Origin of the sequence: Natrinema sp. 1APR25-10V2, assembly GCF_031626495.1 — an archaeon.
Classification (GTDB): Archaea; Halobacteriota; Halobacteria; order Halobacteriales; family Natrialbaceae; genus Natrinema.
In genome coordinates this window covers 832,495-847,121 of sequence record NZ_JAMQOJ010000001.1, presented here as the reverse complement: position 1 = coordinate 847,121, position 14,627 = coordinate 832,495, and the positions used below count along the sequence as shown (strand labels likewise).

General features: G+C 65.3%; 15 protein-coding genes and 1 tRNA gene. 12 read left to right on the top strand and 4 right to left on the bottom strand.

What is annotated here, in order from left to right:
- Positions 1-84: 84 nt before the first annotated feature.
- Positions 85-1,260, top strand: coding sequence for a succinyl-CoA:mesaconate CoA-transferase (gene mct, locus NDO75_RS04345; protein ID WP_310904867.1), 1,176 nt, complete (start codon positions 85-87; stop codon positions 1,258-1,260).
- Positions 1,261-1,551: 291 nt separating this feature from the next.
- Here the strand turns inward: mct and NDO75_RS04340 are convergent, their stop codons facing one another.
- On the bottom strand, positions 1,552-1,722 hold the full coding sequence (locus NDO75_RS04340; RefSeq protein ID WP_310904866.1) for a hypothetical protein: 171 nt from the start codon (positions 1,720-1,722) through the stop codon (positions 1,552-1,554).
- Between the two features lie 467 nt (positions 1,723-2,189).
- Here NDO75_RS04340 and NDO75_RS04335 point away from each other — a divergent pair, with 467 nt between their 5' ends.
- A complete protein-coding gene (locus NDO75_RS04335; protein ID WP_310904865.1) occupies positions 2,190-2,426 on the top strand; it encodes a ribbon-helix-helix domain-containing protein in 237 nt (78 codons plus the stop codon).
- A 149-nt stretch (positions 2,427-2,575) separates the two neighbouring features.
- Positions 2,576-3,514, top strand: a complete 939-nt coding sequence (locus NDO75_RS04330) for a twin-arginine translocation signal domain-containing protein (RefSeq protein WP_310904864.1) — start codon at positions 2,576-2,578, stop codon at positions 3,512-3,514.
- A 173-nt stretch (positions 3,515-3,687) separates the two neighbouring features.
- Here NDO75_RS04330 and NDO75_RS04325 read toward each other — a convergent pair whose 3' ends face one another.
- On the bottom strand, positions 3,688-5,343 hold the full coding sequence (locus NDO75_RS04325; RefSeq protein ID WP_310904863.1) for an MBL fold metallo-hydrolase: 1,656 nt from the start codon (positions 5,341-5,343) through the stop codon (positions 3,688-3,690).
- Positions 5,344-5,685: 342 nt separating this feature from the next.
- Between NDO75_RS04325 and NDO75_RS04320 the strand changes: the two genes are divergently transcribed.
- The 8 genes from NDO75_RS04320 (at position 5,686) to NDO75_RS04285 (ending at position 12,160) form a co-directional block, all read left to right on the top strand.
- Positions 5,686-7,929 carry a PAS domain S-box protein gene (locus tag NDO75_RS04320; RefSeq protein WP_310904862.1) on the top strand — a complete coding sequence of 748 codons (2,244 nt, stop codon included), beginning with the start codon at positions 5,686-5,688 and terminating at the stop codon, positions 7,927-7,929.
- Positions 7,930-7,961: 32 nt separating this feature from the next.
- Positions 7,962-8,288, top strand: a complete 327-nt coding sequence (locus NDO75_RS04315) for a DUF5785 family protein (protein ID WP_310904861.1) — start codon at positions 7,962-7,964, stop codon at positions 8,286-8,288.
- A 73-nt stretch (positions 8,289-8,361) separates the two neighbouring features.
- Entirely contained in the window at positions 8,362-9,123 is a 762-nt protein-coding gene (locus NDO75_RS04310) for a GTP cyclohydrolase IIa (protein WP_310904860.1), read from the top strand.
- Between the two features lie 93 nt (positions 9,124-9,216).
- Complete coding sequence (locus NDO75_RS04305; RefSeq protein WP_310904859.1) at positions 9,217-9,825, top strand: CBS domain-containing protein; 609 nt, start codon at positions 9,217-9,219, stop codon at positions 9,823-9,825.
- Positions 9,826-9,926: 101 nt separating this feature from the next.
- Positions 9,927-11,150 (top strand): phosphoglycerate kinase, encoded by a 1,224-nt coding sequence (locus tag NDO75_RS04300; RefSeq protein ID WP_310904858.1) that lies wholly within the window; start codon positions 9,927-9,929, stop codon positions 11,148-11,150.
- A complete protein-coding gene (locus tag NDO75_RS04295; RefSeq protein ID WP_310904857.1) occupies positions 11,119-11,634 on the top strand; it encodes a GNAT family N-acetyltransferase in 516 nt (171 codons plus the stop codon). The genes NDO75_RS04300 and NDO75_RS04295 overlap by 32 nt, the downstream gene beginning before the upstream one ends.
- Before the next feature lie 12 nt (positions 11,635-11,646).
- Positions 11,647-11,720 (top strand) — tRNA-Thr (locus NDO75_RS04290).
- A 113-nt stretch (positions 11,721-11,833) separates the two neighbouring features.
- Complete coding sequence (locus NDO75_RS04285) at positions 11,834-12,160, top strand: DUF4870 domain-containing protein (RefSeq protein ID WP_310904856.1); 327 nt, start codon at positions 11,834-11,836, stop codon at positions 12,158-12,160.
- Between the two features lie 63 nt (positions 12,161-12,223).
- Here the strand turns inward: NDO75_RS04285 and NDO75_RS04280 are convergent, their stop codons facing one another.
- Positions 12,224-12,919, bottom strand: coding sequence for a DUF2071 domain-containing protein (locus tag NDO75_RS04280; RefSeq protein ID WP_310904855.1), 696 nt, complete (start codon positions 12,917-12,919; stop codon positions 12,224-12,226).
- A 501-nt stretch (positions 12,920-13,420) separates the two neighbouring features.
- Here NDO75_RS04280 and NDO75_RS04275 point away from each other — a divergent pair.
- The gene (locus NDO75_RS04275) at positions 13,421-13,879 is read left to right on the top strand and encodes a hypothetical protein (RefSeq protein ID WP_310904854.1); all 459 of its coding nucleotides are present in this window, start codon (positions 13,421-13,423) and stop codon (positions 13,877-13,879) included.
- Here NDO75_RS04275 and NDO75_RS04270 read toward each other — a convergent pair.
- The gene (locus tag NDO75_RS04270; protein WP_310904853.1) at positions 13,864-14,532 is read right to left on the bottom strand and encodes an O-methyltransferase; all 669 of its coding nucleotides are present in this window, start codon (positions 14,530-14,532) and stop codon (positions 13,864-13,866) included. The genes NDO75_RS04275 and NDO75_RS04270 overlap by 16 nt on opposite strands.
- Positions 14,533-14,627: the final 95 nt, after the last annotated feature.

The window sequence follows — 14,627 nt, the reverse complement described above, 5'->3', positions numbered from 1 at the left end:
CCCATGAGTTATGGTACTGGTGACCAACTACATGATCGATGGTAAGGGTTTTGGTAATGGTTTCGTAAGGAGGGCGTACAGACTATGGGAGCCCTTTCCAACCTTCGCGTCGTTGATCTGACTCAGGTGCTCGCGGGGCCGTACTGTACGATGTTGCTCGCGGATCTGGGTGCGGACGTGGTCAAGATCGAGCGGCCGGGCGGCGACATGATCCGGTCGAATCCGCCGTTCGTCGACGACCCCGAAGACGAAGCTTACGGGGGATACTTCCAGAGCGTCAACCGCGGCAAGAAGAGTATCGAACTGAACTTCCGCGAGGAGGAAGACCGCGAGGACTTCCTCTCGGTCGTCGAGGAGGCCGACGTCGTCGTCGAGAACTACCGCGCCGGGACGATGGAGAAGTACGGTCTCGGCTACGAGACGCTGAAAGAACACAACCCCGATCTCATCTACTCCTCGATCCGCGGCTTCGGCGACCCGCGCACGGGTGAGACCGACCGGCAGGGCCAGCCCTCCTTCGATCTCATCGCACAGGCGCTGGGCGGCGTCATGGAGACCACCGGCCAGCCCGACGGCCCGCCGACCAAGACCGGCCCCGGCGTCGGCGACCTCTTCACCGCGACGCTGAACTGCATCGGCATCCTCGCCGCCGTCAACCACCGCGAACAGACCGGCGAGGGCCAGTACGTCGACACCGGCATGTACGACTCCATGATCAGCTTCACCGAGCGCGCCATCTACCAGCAGTCCTACACCGGCGAGGCCCCCACCCGCCGGGGCAACTCCCACCCCACGCTGTTCCCCTACAACGCCTTCGAAACCGACGACGGCTACGCCGTCATCGCCGCGTTCAACAACAACCACTGGGCGGAGCTCTGCGATATAATGAGCCGTGAGGAACTCGCCGAGGAGTACCCGACGACCCCCGAGCGCCTCGAGCACCGCGACGCCTTGCGCGAGGAGATCGCCGACTGGACCCGCGAGCAGACCAACGACGAACTCGTGGGCAAGCTCGAGGGCCGCGTGCCCGCCGCCCCGGTCCAGACCACCGAGGAGATCTTCGACGACCCGCACGTCCACAAACGCGACATGCTGTACCCGGTCGAACAGCCCGGTGCCGACGGCAAGGTCGAGATCGCCGGCAACCCGATCAAGATGAGCAAGACCAACCCCGAGCCCCGCGGTCGCGCGCCGCTGCTGGACGAACACCGCGAGGAAGTGCTTAGTGAGGACGCGGACGCCGAGACGGCCGACGACTGAGGACCACGGCAATCCCGACTGGACTTCCGACTCTCATTCGACTCGTACGACAATGCCGTCGGTAGTGAACCGCTCCAGTTAGAAATCGTCCTCCGAGAGAGCGGAGACATTTGGGCAAATTTGGACGAGGCCGGGACGGGAATCGCGATGCCTGGTGGCGAAGGCCGAAACGTGAGCCGCCGTTTCCGGACCGGCCGGCCGACGCACTGTCGACGGGGTGGTTTCGACGGAGTGGACGCTCACTGCGCCGACCGGCCGGCTGTCCGGCGGGGCTCGAGCGCGAGCCTCGGACTAGTCCCCGTAGACCTCGGGAAACAACGCCGGCGGCACGGAACAGCCACAGGGGCTGACCAGCCCCGCCTCGGGACTGAATGCGACCGATATCACTACCCGCTCGCCGCAACGAGGACAATCGGGAAGTCGCGATTCGCCGTCTCCGTTCGGCCCGTCGTCACCGCTCATCCGTCGCCACCCCCGCGCTGGCTCGCGGCCGAAACCGGACTCGAGGCTCCTCGTAGCGGGCGATTCCGCGGTCGTGCGGGACGTTTATATCCCGGTAGAATGAACGCAATCATGGCTTCAATCCGTTCGGATGGAAGCCAAGTCTCGGGTGCTGGTTCCACCCGGGACGTTTCCGTACGCCCCCTGGTTCTGGAGACCGGCTTCCGGTTTGTGAGTTGATCAGTTGTGACTTATATCTACTGTTTGTTTGGTGAAATAGAGTCAGGTCCGAGTCAGAGGTGCGGCGGTACGACCGGAGGTAACCGAGTTCCTGTTTCACTTCCACTCCGCTACGCGAGCCCTTACGAGCGCTCGGCTCCTCTCGATTCTATGGTCACCGTGACTCCCACGCCCTCACTCGAGCCCGCGAGCACCGCGTTCGAAGCGGCGGGCCGTCCGTCCCCGGAACGGACCAGCGGGGGGCAACGATGACGGAGAGCAGATCCCCGCCCGCCGACGGGACGCCGGAGCACAACCGCTCCCGCCTCGAGAACGGCCCGACGCTCGACCGGGTGACGTTCCGGGCGACCGACGAACAGCTCGCGGCGATCGAATCGCTCGTCGACGACGACGTCTACCGCAACCGCAGCGAGGTGATCAGAGCCGGGATTCAGCGGTTGCTCGAGCACCACGCCGAGACCGACGCCGGCCGCGACGACCGGTGAGAATTCACTCGGCGGTTCGTCATCGACACCTCACTTTCTTCTCGAGGTTATTTCCCCGACACCGTGCCAATAGATAACACTATTTGGCAGCCGAACACAAGCGCTATCGAAGCAGACGAGACGGCCGTCTCGACGCGCTTCAGTAACCAATGACACGAAAACAGACTCGAGCGGGGACGTACACCGACGACCGACTACCCGTCAGCCGACGCCAATTCGTCGGTACCGCGGCCGCGACCGGCGCGGCCCTCGGGTTGAGCGACCTGACGAGTGCAACGAACGCCGAGGCCGTTCCCTCGGCAGGCATCACCGAGTGGGGCGACCCCGTGACCCTCGGAAACGGCGACGCGAGGACCTTCACGACGGTCACGCCGTCGGGAACCCCGAAGTATCACGGCCTCCTCGTAGAGCGAGCCGCACTCGAGGGGCTCCCCTCGGCCGAGGACCTCGCAAACTCGGGCGACGACGCCTACACGGACAAGTACGGCCCGACCGGCGAGTCGGTGGTCATCCACCACAAGTGGTCCCAGGAGTTTTTCGTCCCGTTTCCGGCGACCGCCGCGACGCCAGTTACCTTCCTCGGCCTGAACTGGAATCCCGGCGGCCATCCGCCGGACGGTGTCTGGACGGAGCCCCATTTCGACATCCACTTCCACATGTTACCGGCCGAAACGGTCGATGCCATCACCGGGCCGGCCGCGCCGAGCTACGACCTCCCGGATCGGTACGTTCCGGACGGGTACGCTCGAGGCCCCGTCGTCGACGAGCGGGTCATCACCGACATGGGGGAGCACATGGTCGACCCCACCGTCCCCGAAATGAACGGCGGGACGTTCTCGAACACGCTCGTCTGGGGTGCGTACGATCCGGACGGCGACGGCACCGCGAGGCTGACGTTCGTCGAACCGATGATCACCCGGGCGTACCTCCGAGCCCATTCTGGAACCGATCGGCGGCGGATCGCCCAGCCCGAGACGTACGCTACCTCGGGTGTCTATCCGACGGCGTACGCAGTCCGCGACGTACCCGAACGGGACGCGATCGCTATCACTATCGAGGAGTTCGAGGGCTTCTGCGGGGACGACTGACGCCGGTCGCGATCGGTCACGCCGCGCCGCTCGAGCCGCGTCGGTCAGTCAGCACGCGCCACGGCCACCGTCCGCTGTGCCTACGCCGGCACAGGAGGCAGCGCTCGCGCTGGCACCCGCTGGACGGCCGTCGCTCACGAATCAGTGTCTCGACACGGCGGGCACTGTGATCCCTACTGAGACGGAGTACGGCTCGAGATCGTGATTTCGACGGTATCGCCCGCGTCGACGTCCGCTCGATCGACGAGCCGCAGGAACTGCTCGCCGTCGCCGTCGGAGAGGACGCGCGCCCGAACGGTCTCCTCGTCGGGCTGCTCGAGTTTCGCCTCGATCGCCGCGAGCCGGTCGAGGAGTTCCGCCTCGAGCGACTGATCTCCCGCGTCCCGTTCCTCGGCGTCCGTCGCCGTCTCGGTAGCCGTCGACTCGTCCGCTGCGGTCGGCATCGCGTAGGGATCCGGCGACCCGCCAGCGAAGGCGGTCTCGAGCGCCTCGAGATCGAGACCCTCCGCCTCGAGGTCGACCGACTCCCGACGGACGGCCGGAACCGTTTCGACTGCATCGAACGCGCGGTTTCCCATCGCCTCCCACTGTCGCGTTCGAATCTGCGTCGCCGTCGATTCCGCGATCCAGTCGGGGGCCAGCCACTCGCCGTCCTCGTAGAGCCGATGAATCTCTTGGTCGTTCGTTCCCCACGTGAAACAGCGATCGAAGCGGCGCTGGAACCGGTTGAGCGTCTCTCCCATCGCGTGCTTGATCACGACCTGTGTCGGCGCGAGTTCGCGGACGGTGTCGTCGATCGTCTCGATCGACGGATGGTTTCGCAACTCGATGCAGTGCGTCGTGCAACGTGCGCCCGACACCGCCGCGGCGTCGTCCGTCGCGAGCTGAACGAACACGGCAGCGGGGTCGTCCGCGACCGCATCGAAGAGCCGAGACGCGCTTCCCCGCGTCGGCGTCTCCGGTCCGGCGATCGTAACCCGTCCCTCCTCGAGCATCTCGGCGGTCCGATCGAACACGCCCCGCGTCTCAATGCCGGGCTCGTCCAGCCCGAGCGCGTCGTACAGCTTGGCGGTCTGACCGACGAGCGTGATCGGGAGGTCGCGATCGAGCGCTGCCGCCGCGTGGCCCAGCAGCGTCGCGTAGTGAACGCCGGTCAGCGAACTCGTCGCGACGACGACTCGGGCGCCGGCGTACGCTCGTTCGAGGACCGTCCGCACCGACTCGTCGAGCGCGGCCGGACAGGCGTCCGCTGTCGAGACGTTCAGCAGGACGGCATCGATGTCGAACGGATAGGTCGTCGTCAGTCCGGGATAGCCCGCACAGGGCCGTCGGGTGAAATCGCCGGTCGCCAGGAGATGTCCTTCGCCGTTCAAGAGGTCGTCGGCCACCGCCGCGTCTCGAAACCGGATCACGAACCCCGCGCCGCCGGGCGTGTGCCCCACAGGAACCGGCCGAACCTCGAGGTCGTGGAGGATCGACGTCCAGTCCTCGATCGGCTCGAGCGCGTCCAGAGCGGACGAGGTGTCGCCGATATCGTTGTCCTTCCGCGCTTCCGGCAGCGCGTGCTCGAGGACGGTCGCCGTCGCCGGCGACGCGTAAATCGGCGCGTTGTGCCGGACGTTCCTCGCGAGCGTCCGGTAATGATCGATGTGGCCGTGCGTGAGGAGAATCGCGTTCAGGTACTCGTCGTCGCCGAGTAGCGAGTCCAGATCGACGTCGGCACCGCAGTCGACGAGGACGCATGCGCGTGTCCCATCGCGGGTCGTAAACCGAAGGAGCGTCGACTCGTTGCCGCTCCGAACGTTCGCATGCTGATAGGACACTCGCATACTTTCGAACGTATTACTTTCCGCCGGTACTTCAATCTCATCCAAATTGTTACGTATAATACCATATGGAAATAACAAGTATGTGAATAGATGGGCGGAGAGCGACGGCTTCACAGCCCGCATTCACCAATCCGGACGAACAGAGAAGGGACGTAAACGCCGTTTCGGGACGGTAAACCGTCGAATACGGTACGGAAAGTGCTGTTACGAACAGCAGTCGATAGTACGCACAGCGGCTAGCGAGCGGAGCCCACTCTTCGATACGATCCCATCGATAGTTCCGAACAGTCGTGAACGGAACCCGACCCCAAGCTATTTGGCCGCAGTAACGAGAGAAGTGTCATGCAAACCCGAGACGAATCCCTCTCCGGGAGCGTCTCGATGGAGCCGATCCGCGTGCTCTGCGTGGACGACGATCCGGTGTGTTCCGACGCGGCTGTCCTCGAGCGAGCGGACGTACCCATCGAAACGGTTAGCGCGACCAGCGCGAGCGACGGGCTCGAACGCCTCGTCGAGACCGAGATCGACTGCGTCGTTTCGGAGTACGAGCTACCCGATACCGACGGCCTGACGTTTCTCAGATCGGTTCGGGCGGATCACGACGACGTTCCGTTCATCCTGTACACGGACGCGGGATCGGAGGCGGTCGCGAGCGAGGCGATTTCGGCGGGCGTCTCCGAGTACGTCCGCAAAGGAACCGACGGGAACGCGACGCTGGCCGACCGGATCGTCGAGGCCGTCACGACGACGCGGGCACGTCTGGAACGCCAGCGACAGCTCCGCGCCATCGAGACCGCTCAGGAAGGCATCGGTATCCTCGATAACGACGGCCGGTTCGTCTACGTGAATCGGGCGTACGCCGACCTCTACGGGTACGAACCTGACGAGATAATCGGCGAGGGTTGGGAACGCCTCTATCCGGAGGACGACGTCGCGACCGTCCGCGAGGAGGTCATCCCGACGGTGATGACCGAGGGCGAGTGGCACGGGGAGACGACCGGCCTCCGAGCGGACGGATCGACCTTCGTCGAGGCGCACTCGCTGTCGACGACCGGCAACGGCGATCTGATCTGTACGGTGCAGGACATCTCGGACCGGAAGGAACGTGAGCGTGATCTCGAGCGCTACGAGACGATCGTCGAGTCCCTCGGCGACCCTGTCTACACGGTCGACGCCGACGGTCGGTACACGTACGTCAACGACGCGTACGCCGAGCTAACGAGCTACGAGAAAGACGAGATCGTCGGCCAGCATCTTTCGTTCCTGCTCGACGAGTCGTCCGTCGAGAGCGGCGCCGACATCGTCCGGTCGCTGCTCTCGAGCGAGGCCGACACGCAACAGCAGACCCACGAGACTACCGTGAAAGCCAAAGACGGCGGACGGATTCAGTGCGAGTCGAACGTCTCGTTGTTGCCCCTCGCCGACGGACAGTTCCGCGGTGTCGCCGGCGTGGTCCGTGACATCACCGAACGAAAGGAGCGCCAGCGCGAACTCGAGCAGTACGAGACGATCCTCGAGACGATCCCCGACGAGGTGTACACGCTGGACGCCGACGGCTATCTGACGAAGGTCGTCCCGCCGGTCGACGCCGAACTGACGACGACGGGGTACGGTCCCGAGGAACTGGTCGGCGAACACGTCTCGCTCATCATGGACGACGAGGACATCGACAGGGCCGAATCGATAATCGGGTCGCTGCTTCGCGACGACGACCGCGATCACGAATCGTTCGAGATGGAGACGATCGGGGCGGACGGCGAGCGTCGGATCAACGAGAATCACATCGCGCTCCTCCCGACCGACGAGGACGGCCGCTTTCAGGGGACGGTCGGCGTCTTGCGCGATATTACCGAGCGCAAGGCACGGGAGCGCGAACTGAAAGAGCAGAACGAACGCCTCGACCGATTCGCCGGTATCGTCTCCCACGACCTCCGGAACCCGCTGAACGTCGCGCAGGGCCGGCTCCAACTGGCCCGCGAACGGCGCGACAGCGAGGACCTCGAGGCTGTCGCCTGGGCGCACGAACGGATGGCCGTCCTGATCGAAAACCTGCTGGCGGTCGCACGCGAGGGCGATTCCGACCTGAACACCGAACCGGTCGGTCTCGCGGCGATCGCCGAGAGCTGCTGGGACCACGTCCAGACGGCCGACGCGTCGCTCCGACTCGAGACCGATGCCGTCGTTCGAGCCGACCGTGCGCGGCTCAAACAGTTGCTCGAGAATCTGATCCGAAATGCCGTCGAGCATAGCTCGCAGAACCCTTCTCCGCGTACGCAGCACGACGCGGTCAACTACGGCGACGCAGGCGTCACGGTTACGATCGGCGATCTCGACGACGAACGGCCGGGGTTCTACGTCGCGGACGACGGTCCCGGGATTCCCGAAGACGAGCGCGATCACGTCTTCGAGAGCGGCTACTCGAGCGCCAGCGACGGCACTGGGCTCGGGCTGGCGATCGTCGAAGAGGTCGCCGAGGACCACGGCTGGGCAGTGAGCGTCACCGATGGGACCGACGGCGGGGCGCGGTTCGAGTTCACCGGCGTCGAGCGAGCGGATCGGCGGCGAGTCGACGGCGCCGGAGAGTAATCCTTTTGCGGGACCCCTGCACACACCCAGGTATGAGCAACGATTGGCCGGTCGATCCCGACGGCGAGGAGGGCAGCGAGGGGATGCGCAAGTTCGACATGCGGATCATCGCGGACAAAGTCGACGAGGAGGAGGACTACCCGATGGACGTCGCCGAGTTCGTCGACGAATACGGCGACTACCCGATCCGGATCAACTACGAGCGCGTCGTCCCGATGCGCGAAATCTTCGACTACGTCGACGCCGAGGAGTTCGAGACGATGATCGACATGCACAAAGCCGTCGGCGCAGCGATGCGCGCTGGCGATTTCTGGGAGTACCACCCGCAGGGTGCCGACCCCGAGAAGAAACACGCGTAGGCTGCTTCTCGAGCGCATCACGAATCTGGATTACGTATCACTTATACGACGCCGTTCGAAATGATCGCCCACAGTGACTAATACGCAGGTGACGCTCGTTCAGATCGACAACTACGGGCCGTGGACGGTGACACCCGAGCCGCGACGGGAGGCCGACCTCCAGACCATGCAGTCCCGGCTGTACGCGGACATCTCCCAGTTCGTCGGTAACCGCGGCGGCTACACCTTCTTCACTCGCTTCGACAACATGATCGCCGTCACGAACGGCTGCTCGCTCGAGGACCACGCGCTCCTCCAGGAGTCGGTCGGCAACCGCTACCCGGTGACGCTCAGCCTCGGTGTCGCGACCGGAACGAGCCCAGTTCAGGCGCTGTCCGACGCGACCCAGCGCCTGCAGGACGCCGGCAGCGCACAGGATAAGGACCGACGCGAGTGTCTCGAGGGACGGGTCATCGAGAACGGCTACCGGACCGACGAGGACGTCCAGATCGCCCACTTCGACGTGATCGACGCGACCGGCAACTACACCGACGAACTCAACGCCTTCGACACGTTCATCGAGATCGAGCAGGGCTACGCGGAACTGATGCGCCACATGCGCTACGCCCACGAGAGCCTCTCGTTTTTCGTCGGCGGCGACAACGTCATCGTCGTCTGCCCCGAGCTCGAGGCCAGCGACTACGAGGAAGCGATCCACCACGTCGAGGAAGCCGTCGACGTCGAGATGCAGGTCGGCGTCGGCCGCGGCGAGAACGCCCACGACGCCGGCTACGCCGCCAAACACGCCCTCGAGACCTGCCGGGCCGACGGGACCAGGGTCGAACTCGAGTGGTAGACGGCCTGAGACCGGAAGACCGTAAACTTCGACGCCGTTTCGCTTAAGTGTAGCGGGGGTAGCTTTTAGCCCGTTCGTGCTATCTGTTCACACATGGAATCGGAACTGTCCGTCAGGGATGTCCTGACGAACGAATACGTCGGCGTCAGCGAGTCCGACAGCGTCCTCGATACCGTTCGCCTCATGCGCGAGGAGCGAACGAGTTGCGCGCTGGTCGTCCGCGGGAGCGAGCCGGTCGGCATCGTGACCGAGTGGGACGTTCTCGGACTCATCGATAACGAGTCGGACCCCGCCGAGACGACCGTCGAGCAAGCGATGACGACGCCGGTTATCACCGTCGGTCCCGACCGGTCGCTCACCGACGTCGCCACGACGATGGCCCGCCAGAACATCCGGAACGTCGTCGTCGAGGACGATACGGGGATCGTCGGGCTGGTCACCCAGCGCGACGTCATCGCCGCCGCGGGCTCGTTCCAGGCGACGATGACTCCAGTTCGCTCGTCCGAGCCGCTCTTCGATCGCGACCGGGAAGTCGCCGAAGCGACGACTGCCCGCGCGACGGCATCGGACGACGCCCGACTCGTTCCGAACGGCGGCGACGAGTACACGACTCAGGGGGTCTGCGAGGCCTGTGGCTCCCTCGCGGACGCGTTATGGGACGCCAACGGCCAACTGGTCTGTGCGGACTGCCGAACGGTGTGACCGTAGCCGACCCCTACGGTCGTATGCGCCGTGTCACCGGTCACCGGACGCTATCTCTCCGATAGAAAGACCTTTCGGGTGTGGCGATGGAGGGGGCGATAATGATCGAGACCCTCGACGACCTGGACGTCGACGGGACTACCGTCGGCGTTCGCGTCGACGTCAATAGTCCGATCGGCGACGACGGCACGCTCGCGGACGACGCCCGACTGCGAGCCCACGTCGATACCCTCTCCGAACTGCTCGAGCGAGGCGGACGGGTCGCCGTCCTCGCCCACCAGGGTCGACCCGGCGGCGACGATTTCGTCTCTCTCGAGTCCCACGCGGACCGCCTCTCGGAACTGCTCGGCCAACCCGTCGACTACGTCGATGCGACGTTCTCCGCCGCCGCTCGCGACGCAATCAGAGACCTCGAGAACGGCGACTGCCTCGTCCTCGAGAACACCCGCTTCTACAGCGAGGAGTACATGGAGTTCGACCCGGAGCGAGCCGCCCGGACCCATCTGGTCGAAGGTCTCGAACCCGTCCTCGACGCCTACGTCAACGACGCCTTCGCCGCGGCCCACCGCTCCCAGCCGTCGCTGGTCGGCCTTCCGACCGTTTTGCCGAGTTACGCCGGCCGCGTCATGGAGTCGGAACTCGACGTGCTCGGCTCCATCGAGGAAACCCCCGAGCCTCGCGTCTACGTCCTCGGCGGCGCGAAGGTGCCCGACTCGATCGACGTGGCCTGGTCCGTTCTGGAGAAGGGGTTGGCCGACCAGGTCCTCACCGCGGGCGTCGTCGGCAACGTCTTCCTCATCGCCGACGGCGTCGACCTCGGCGACGAGAGCTCCGATTTCATCTACGATCAGGGCTACTGGGACGAGATCGACCGCGCCGCCGACCTGCTCGACGCCTACGGCGACCGGATCGCGCTCCCGCGGGACGTCGCCGTCGCCCGCGGCGACGAGCGTCACGAACTCGGAGTCAACGCTCTCCCGCCGGAAGACGGCGAATCCGCGATGGACATCGGCAACTCGACGCTCGACTACTACCGGCGGATCCTCGACGACGCGGAGACGGTCATCCTCAACGGCCCCGCCGGCGTCTTCGAGGACGAGCGCTTCCAGACGGGCACCCGACAGCTGTACGGCGCGGCGACGGACAGCCCGACCAGCATCGTCGGCGGCGGCGACACGGCCTCCGCGCTGCGTAAACTCGGCGTCGAGGGCTTCTCCCACGTCAGCACCGGCGGCGGGGCCGCCCTGCGGATGCTCACCGCCGAATCGCTCCCCGCCGTGACGGCTCTCGAGAATGCCCCACGACAACCCGCAGCCGACGATTGAACTCGCCTCGCGGGACGACCTCGATGCTCTCGCGGACCTCTGGGTCGACCTCGCCCGCGACCAGCGCCGGTACGAGTCGGCCGTCCGCCCCGACGCGAACCGCGAGGCGATGCGGGAGACCCTCGGTGCCTATCTGGTCAACGACGGCCTCCTCGTCGCCCGCCTCGACGGCACGATCGTCGGCTTCGTCTCGGTATCGATCGAACGGGGAACTCTCGAACTCGACACCACGCGCGGCCTGCTCTCGAACATCTACGTCCGGCCGGCATACCGGGGCCGCGGAATCGGCACCGCCTTGCTCGAGGCCGCTGAGGACTCGCTCGCCGAGCGGGGAGTCGACACGATGCTGCTCGAGGTGATGGCCGAGAATGAGGCCGCCAGGCGATTTTACCGCCGTCACGGGTACGACGAGTTCAGGGTGTCGATGTCCAGCTCGCTCGCAGACCGGGGCGAAAACGATACACATTCAAAGGAGGACGGCTAACCCACGGCCTGCGCCAGGGGAGCATGGGCGGTTCATGCACTCGACTTGTAATCGAGACTTCCGGGGTTCGAATCCCCGCCCTGGCTTGACTCCGTCGGCCCAAAGCCCCGTCTACCTGCAGCGTTTTGCGAGCGGTCGAACGGCCGATAGGACGGACAGTTACCCAGCTCTTATATACTGTCTGTGTGATTTGTGGGATATGTCAACTGATGTAGGCGGAGACACCACGATGGCAGCATTGGCGCACGTATCATCGTTAGTTGCGTCGTTCCTCGGCCCACTGCTCATTCTCATACTCGCAGACGACGACGACACGCTAGTCAAAGAGAACGCCAAGAATTCGCTGAATTTTCAGATCATGATCGCCATCGGGTTCATCGTTTCTGGCGTACTAATGGTCGTTCTCGTCGGCTTCTTGTTGTTCCCGCTAGTCGCAATAGTAGACCTCATCCTGGTGATTATAGCGACGGTCAAAGCCAACGACGGTGAAATTTACTCGTACCCCTTCACGCCGAATATCATCTGATACGGGCCGCCGGAGTTTCGATCCACCGGACGCAGCACCGTCACGCAGGGGTAGGAACGACGGTCAACCCTCGAGTCGCTGACTCACGTTCGCGACCACGTCGAGGCCCCGACTGTAGTAGCGGACGGGATCGCGCTCGGGACGTGCGAAGCCGGCCGCGGAAAGCAGCGTATTGGTCTCGACGTCCGCGGTCGCCGGCGCGAGCGTCCAGGGCTCGTGGTCGACGTCTGTGTAGCGCAGCGAGCCGTCGGGTGCCTCCGTGTAGAACCGGTAGCGCTCGACGAGGAATGCCGCCAGCGGGTCGTCGGGAGCCGAGAACGGGTCGCCCGTCGGCCGGTACGTAGCCCTGTAGCGGGCGGGTCGCGCACCGGGGTGGTACCGGCGGCTGTCGAACGCGACCCCGCCGTCGGCTCGCGACAGCGAGATTCGAGCGTAGTAGTACGGCAGGTGATGGAACAGCCGCGCACCCGTGACGCTCGCGAGTCCCTGCGCGTCGAGGCTGAAGAAGTAGACGCTGGGAACTCCGTCGTGTGTGACGTACGTCCTGACGTTGATCTCCGGCAGCGCAACGCCGGCCCACTCGGGGAGTCCCTTCGGCCGGACGGCGACGTTCGTGAAGGGGATCACCGAAAGCCACGCGGAGCCGTCGTGGGTGTCGGCCTCGAGCGCGTCGGGGAGTCGCTCGTTCATCGCGTCCGGATCGACCGGCCAGTTCTCGAACAGGAGGTTTCGCCACCCCATCTCGAGCGGGAGGACCATAGCGACCCCTCGGCGCTCACGTCAGAAATAGTTCCTGTCTACCAACCCGAATGGGCTATAGTAACAGCTGAAGCGATTTGCACACCGATCGCACAGTCCGCGGGTCTCGCGCTCGCTGCTCGCGCCGAATCGCGCTTCCGCCGTTCGATCGGGTGTGCAGTGACGGCCAGTGGCTACTAGAGGATCGACGGCCCGTCGGAGTCCCGACTGTCGCGCGTGTCGGTTCCACAGAAAACGCCGGTCGGACGCCGGCGTTCGAGCCCCCGTTCGATCGTGGTGTGTCAATCGACGGGCCGAAATCGGAGCACGGTGGCCGATAAGCCGTCGTGAAACGATCCCGGAATGGCGAGGATCTTGCATGGTCGAACGAATTCCGTCGAAATCGACCGAACCCGGCCTCGCCACCTGAACACTCTCGTTGCGGTAGAATAACGTTGGCGGCCGATCGTCGCCGTCAGCCAACAGCTATATACGCGGGGGCCGACTCAACCCGTCAAAGCGGTGCACGACGTGATTCCGACAACAACCAGTTCGGACCGGTCCCTGCTCGCCGCCTCGCTCGCCTGTTTTGCCGTCGCCGGCGTCGGCAACGTCGCCGTCGACACAGTCGAACTGACGCTCGGAGCGACGGCGCTGGCCATCGTCGGCGTCTACTGCGTCGCTCGCTACGCCCAGTCGGTCGACCGCCGAACGCTCGCCGGGACCTCGCTCGGTCTCTGGCTCGCCTTTCTCGGGGTCGCCGGGAGCCACGCCGTGGGACTCGAGACGATCGGCTCCGTCGCACCGGGCCCCACACTGGTAACCGTCGTCGCGCTCACCGCGGTCACGTGGGCCACGCTGCTCGCCGCGGCCGCCACGACGACCTTCCTCGGCTTCCGCGAGTACGGCTCTCCGGCCCCGGCCGAGGAGCCGGACGAGGCGATGTTCGACGGCGAGACGTCTGATTACTCGACGCGGTAACTCACCGCGATTCCCTCGCCCAGCGGCACGCCGATCGTCTCGAAGGCCGGATCGGCGCGCACCGTCTCGAGGTAGTCGATGACGCCCTGGGTGTGGTCGTCGACCTCGGTCGGCGAGCCCCCCTCGGCCCACTCGAGGATCGCATCGAAGTCGACGACGCTGGCCGTGATCGCGTTGTCGGCGACGACGACCCCGCCGACCGGGACCTTCGACCGAACCGCCTCGAACGCGTCGGCGTAGCGCTCCTTCTGATGGTCGATCAAGACGACGTCGAACGGCCCGTCGTAGTTTTCGACGGTCGCCATCGCGTCGCCGAGTTCGTACCGCGTCATCGCGTCGTAGCCGCCCGCGGCCATGTACTCGCGGGCCAACTCGAGTTCGGCGTCGTCGACTTCGGTGAGGACGATCTCGCCGTCGTCGGGGAGGGCCTCGGCGAACCAGTACGCGGAGTAACCGTAGCCCGACCCGAACTCGAAGATCCGCTCGGCGTCGGTCAGCCGGGCGAGAAAGCGGAGGAACGCGCCGACTTCGGGGCCGACGTGGGGAAACCCTTCGGCGGCCGCGTACTCGTCCATCTCGATCAACGTCTCGTCGGGCTCCGGACCGATCGCGCGAACGAAGCGAGCGACCTCGTCGGAGAGGACCTCGGTCATGAGCAACGGTACGTGCGCCAGCCTATAGGGTTCGGGGAGTCCGGTCGGGCGAACACCTGTATCCTTTTTCCCGCTCGAGACCGTCGGTTCGACCA

Bases quoted from the DNA above. Each gene is read 5' to 3' on its own strand.
- NDO75_RS04340 (WP_310904866.1), bottom strand. From the start codon at position 1,722: ATGAGCGGTGACGACGGGCCGAACGGAGACGGCGAATCGCGACTTCCC.
- NDO75_RS04285 (WP_310904856.1), top strand. From the start codon at position 11,834: ATGTCAACTGATGTAGGCGGAGACACCACGATGGCAGCATTGGCGCAC.
- NDO75_RS04335 (WP_310904865.1), top strand. From the start codon at position 2,190: ATGACGGAGAGCAGATCCCCGCCCGCCGACGGGACGCCGGAGCACAAC.
- NDO75_RS04300 (WP_310904858.1), top strand. From the start codon at position 9,927: ATGATCGAGACCCTCGACGACCTGGACGTCGACGGGACTACCGTCGGC.
- NDO75_RS04295 (WP_310904857.1), top strand. From the start codon at position 11,119: ATGCCCCACGACAACCCGCAGCCGACGATTGAACTCGCCTCGCGGGAC.
- NDO75_RS04325 (WP_310904863.1), bottom strand. From the start codon at position 5,343: ATGCGAGTGTCCTATCAGCATGCGAACGTTCGGAGCGGCAACGAGTCG.
- NDO75_RS04280 (WP_310904855.1), bottom strand. From the start codon at position 12,919: ATGGTCCTCCCGCTCGAGATGGGGTGGCGAAACCTCCTGTTCGAGAAC.
- NDO75_RS04315 (WP_310904861.1), top strand. From the start codon at position 7,962: ATGAGCAACGATTGGCCGGTCGATCCCGACGGCGAGGAGGGCAGCGAG.
- mct (WP_310904867.1), top strand. From the start codon at position 85: ATGGGAGCCCTTTCCAACCTTCGCGTCGTTGATCTGACTCAGGTGCTC.
- NDO75_RS04270 (WP_310904853.1), bottom strand. From the start codon at position 14,532: ATGACCGAGGTCCTCTCCGACGAGGTCGCTCGCTTCGTTCGCGCGATC.
- NDO75_RS04320 (WP_310904862.1), top strand. From the start codon at position 5,686: ATGCAAACCCGAGACGAATCCCTCTCCGGGAGCGTCTCGATGGAGCCG.
- NDO75_RS04330 (WP_310904864.1), top strand. From the start codon at position 2,576: ATGACACGAAAACAGACTCGAGCGGGGACGTACACCGACGACCGACTA.
- NDO75_RS04305 (WP_310904859.1), top strand. From the start codon at position 9,217: ATGGAATCGGAACTGTCCGTCAGGGATGTCCTGACGAACGAATACGTC.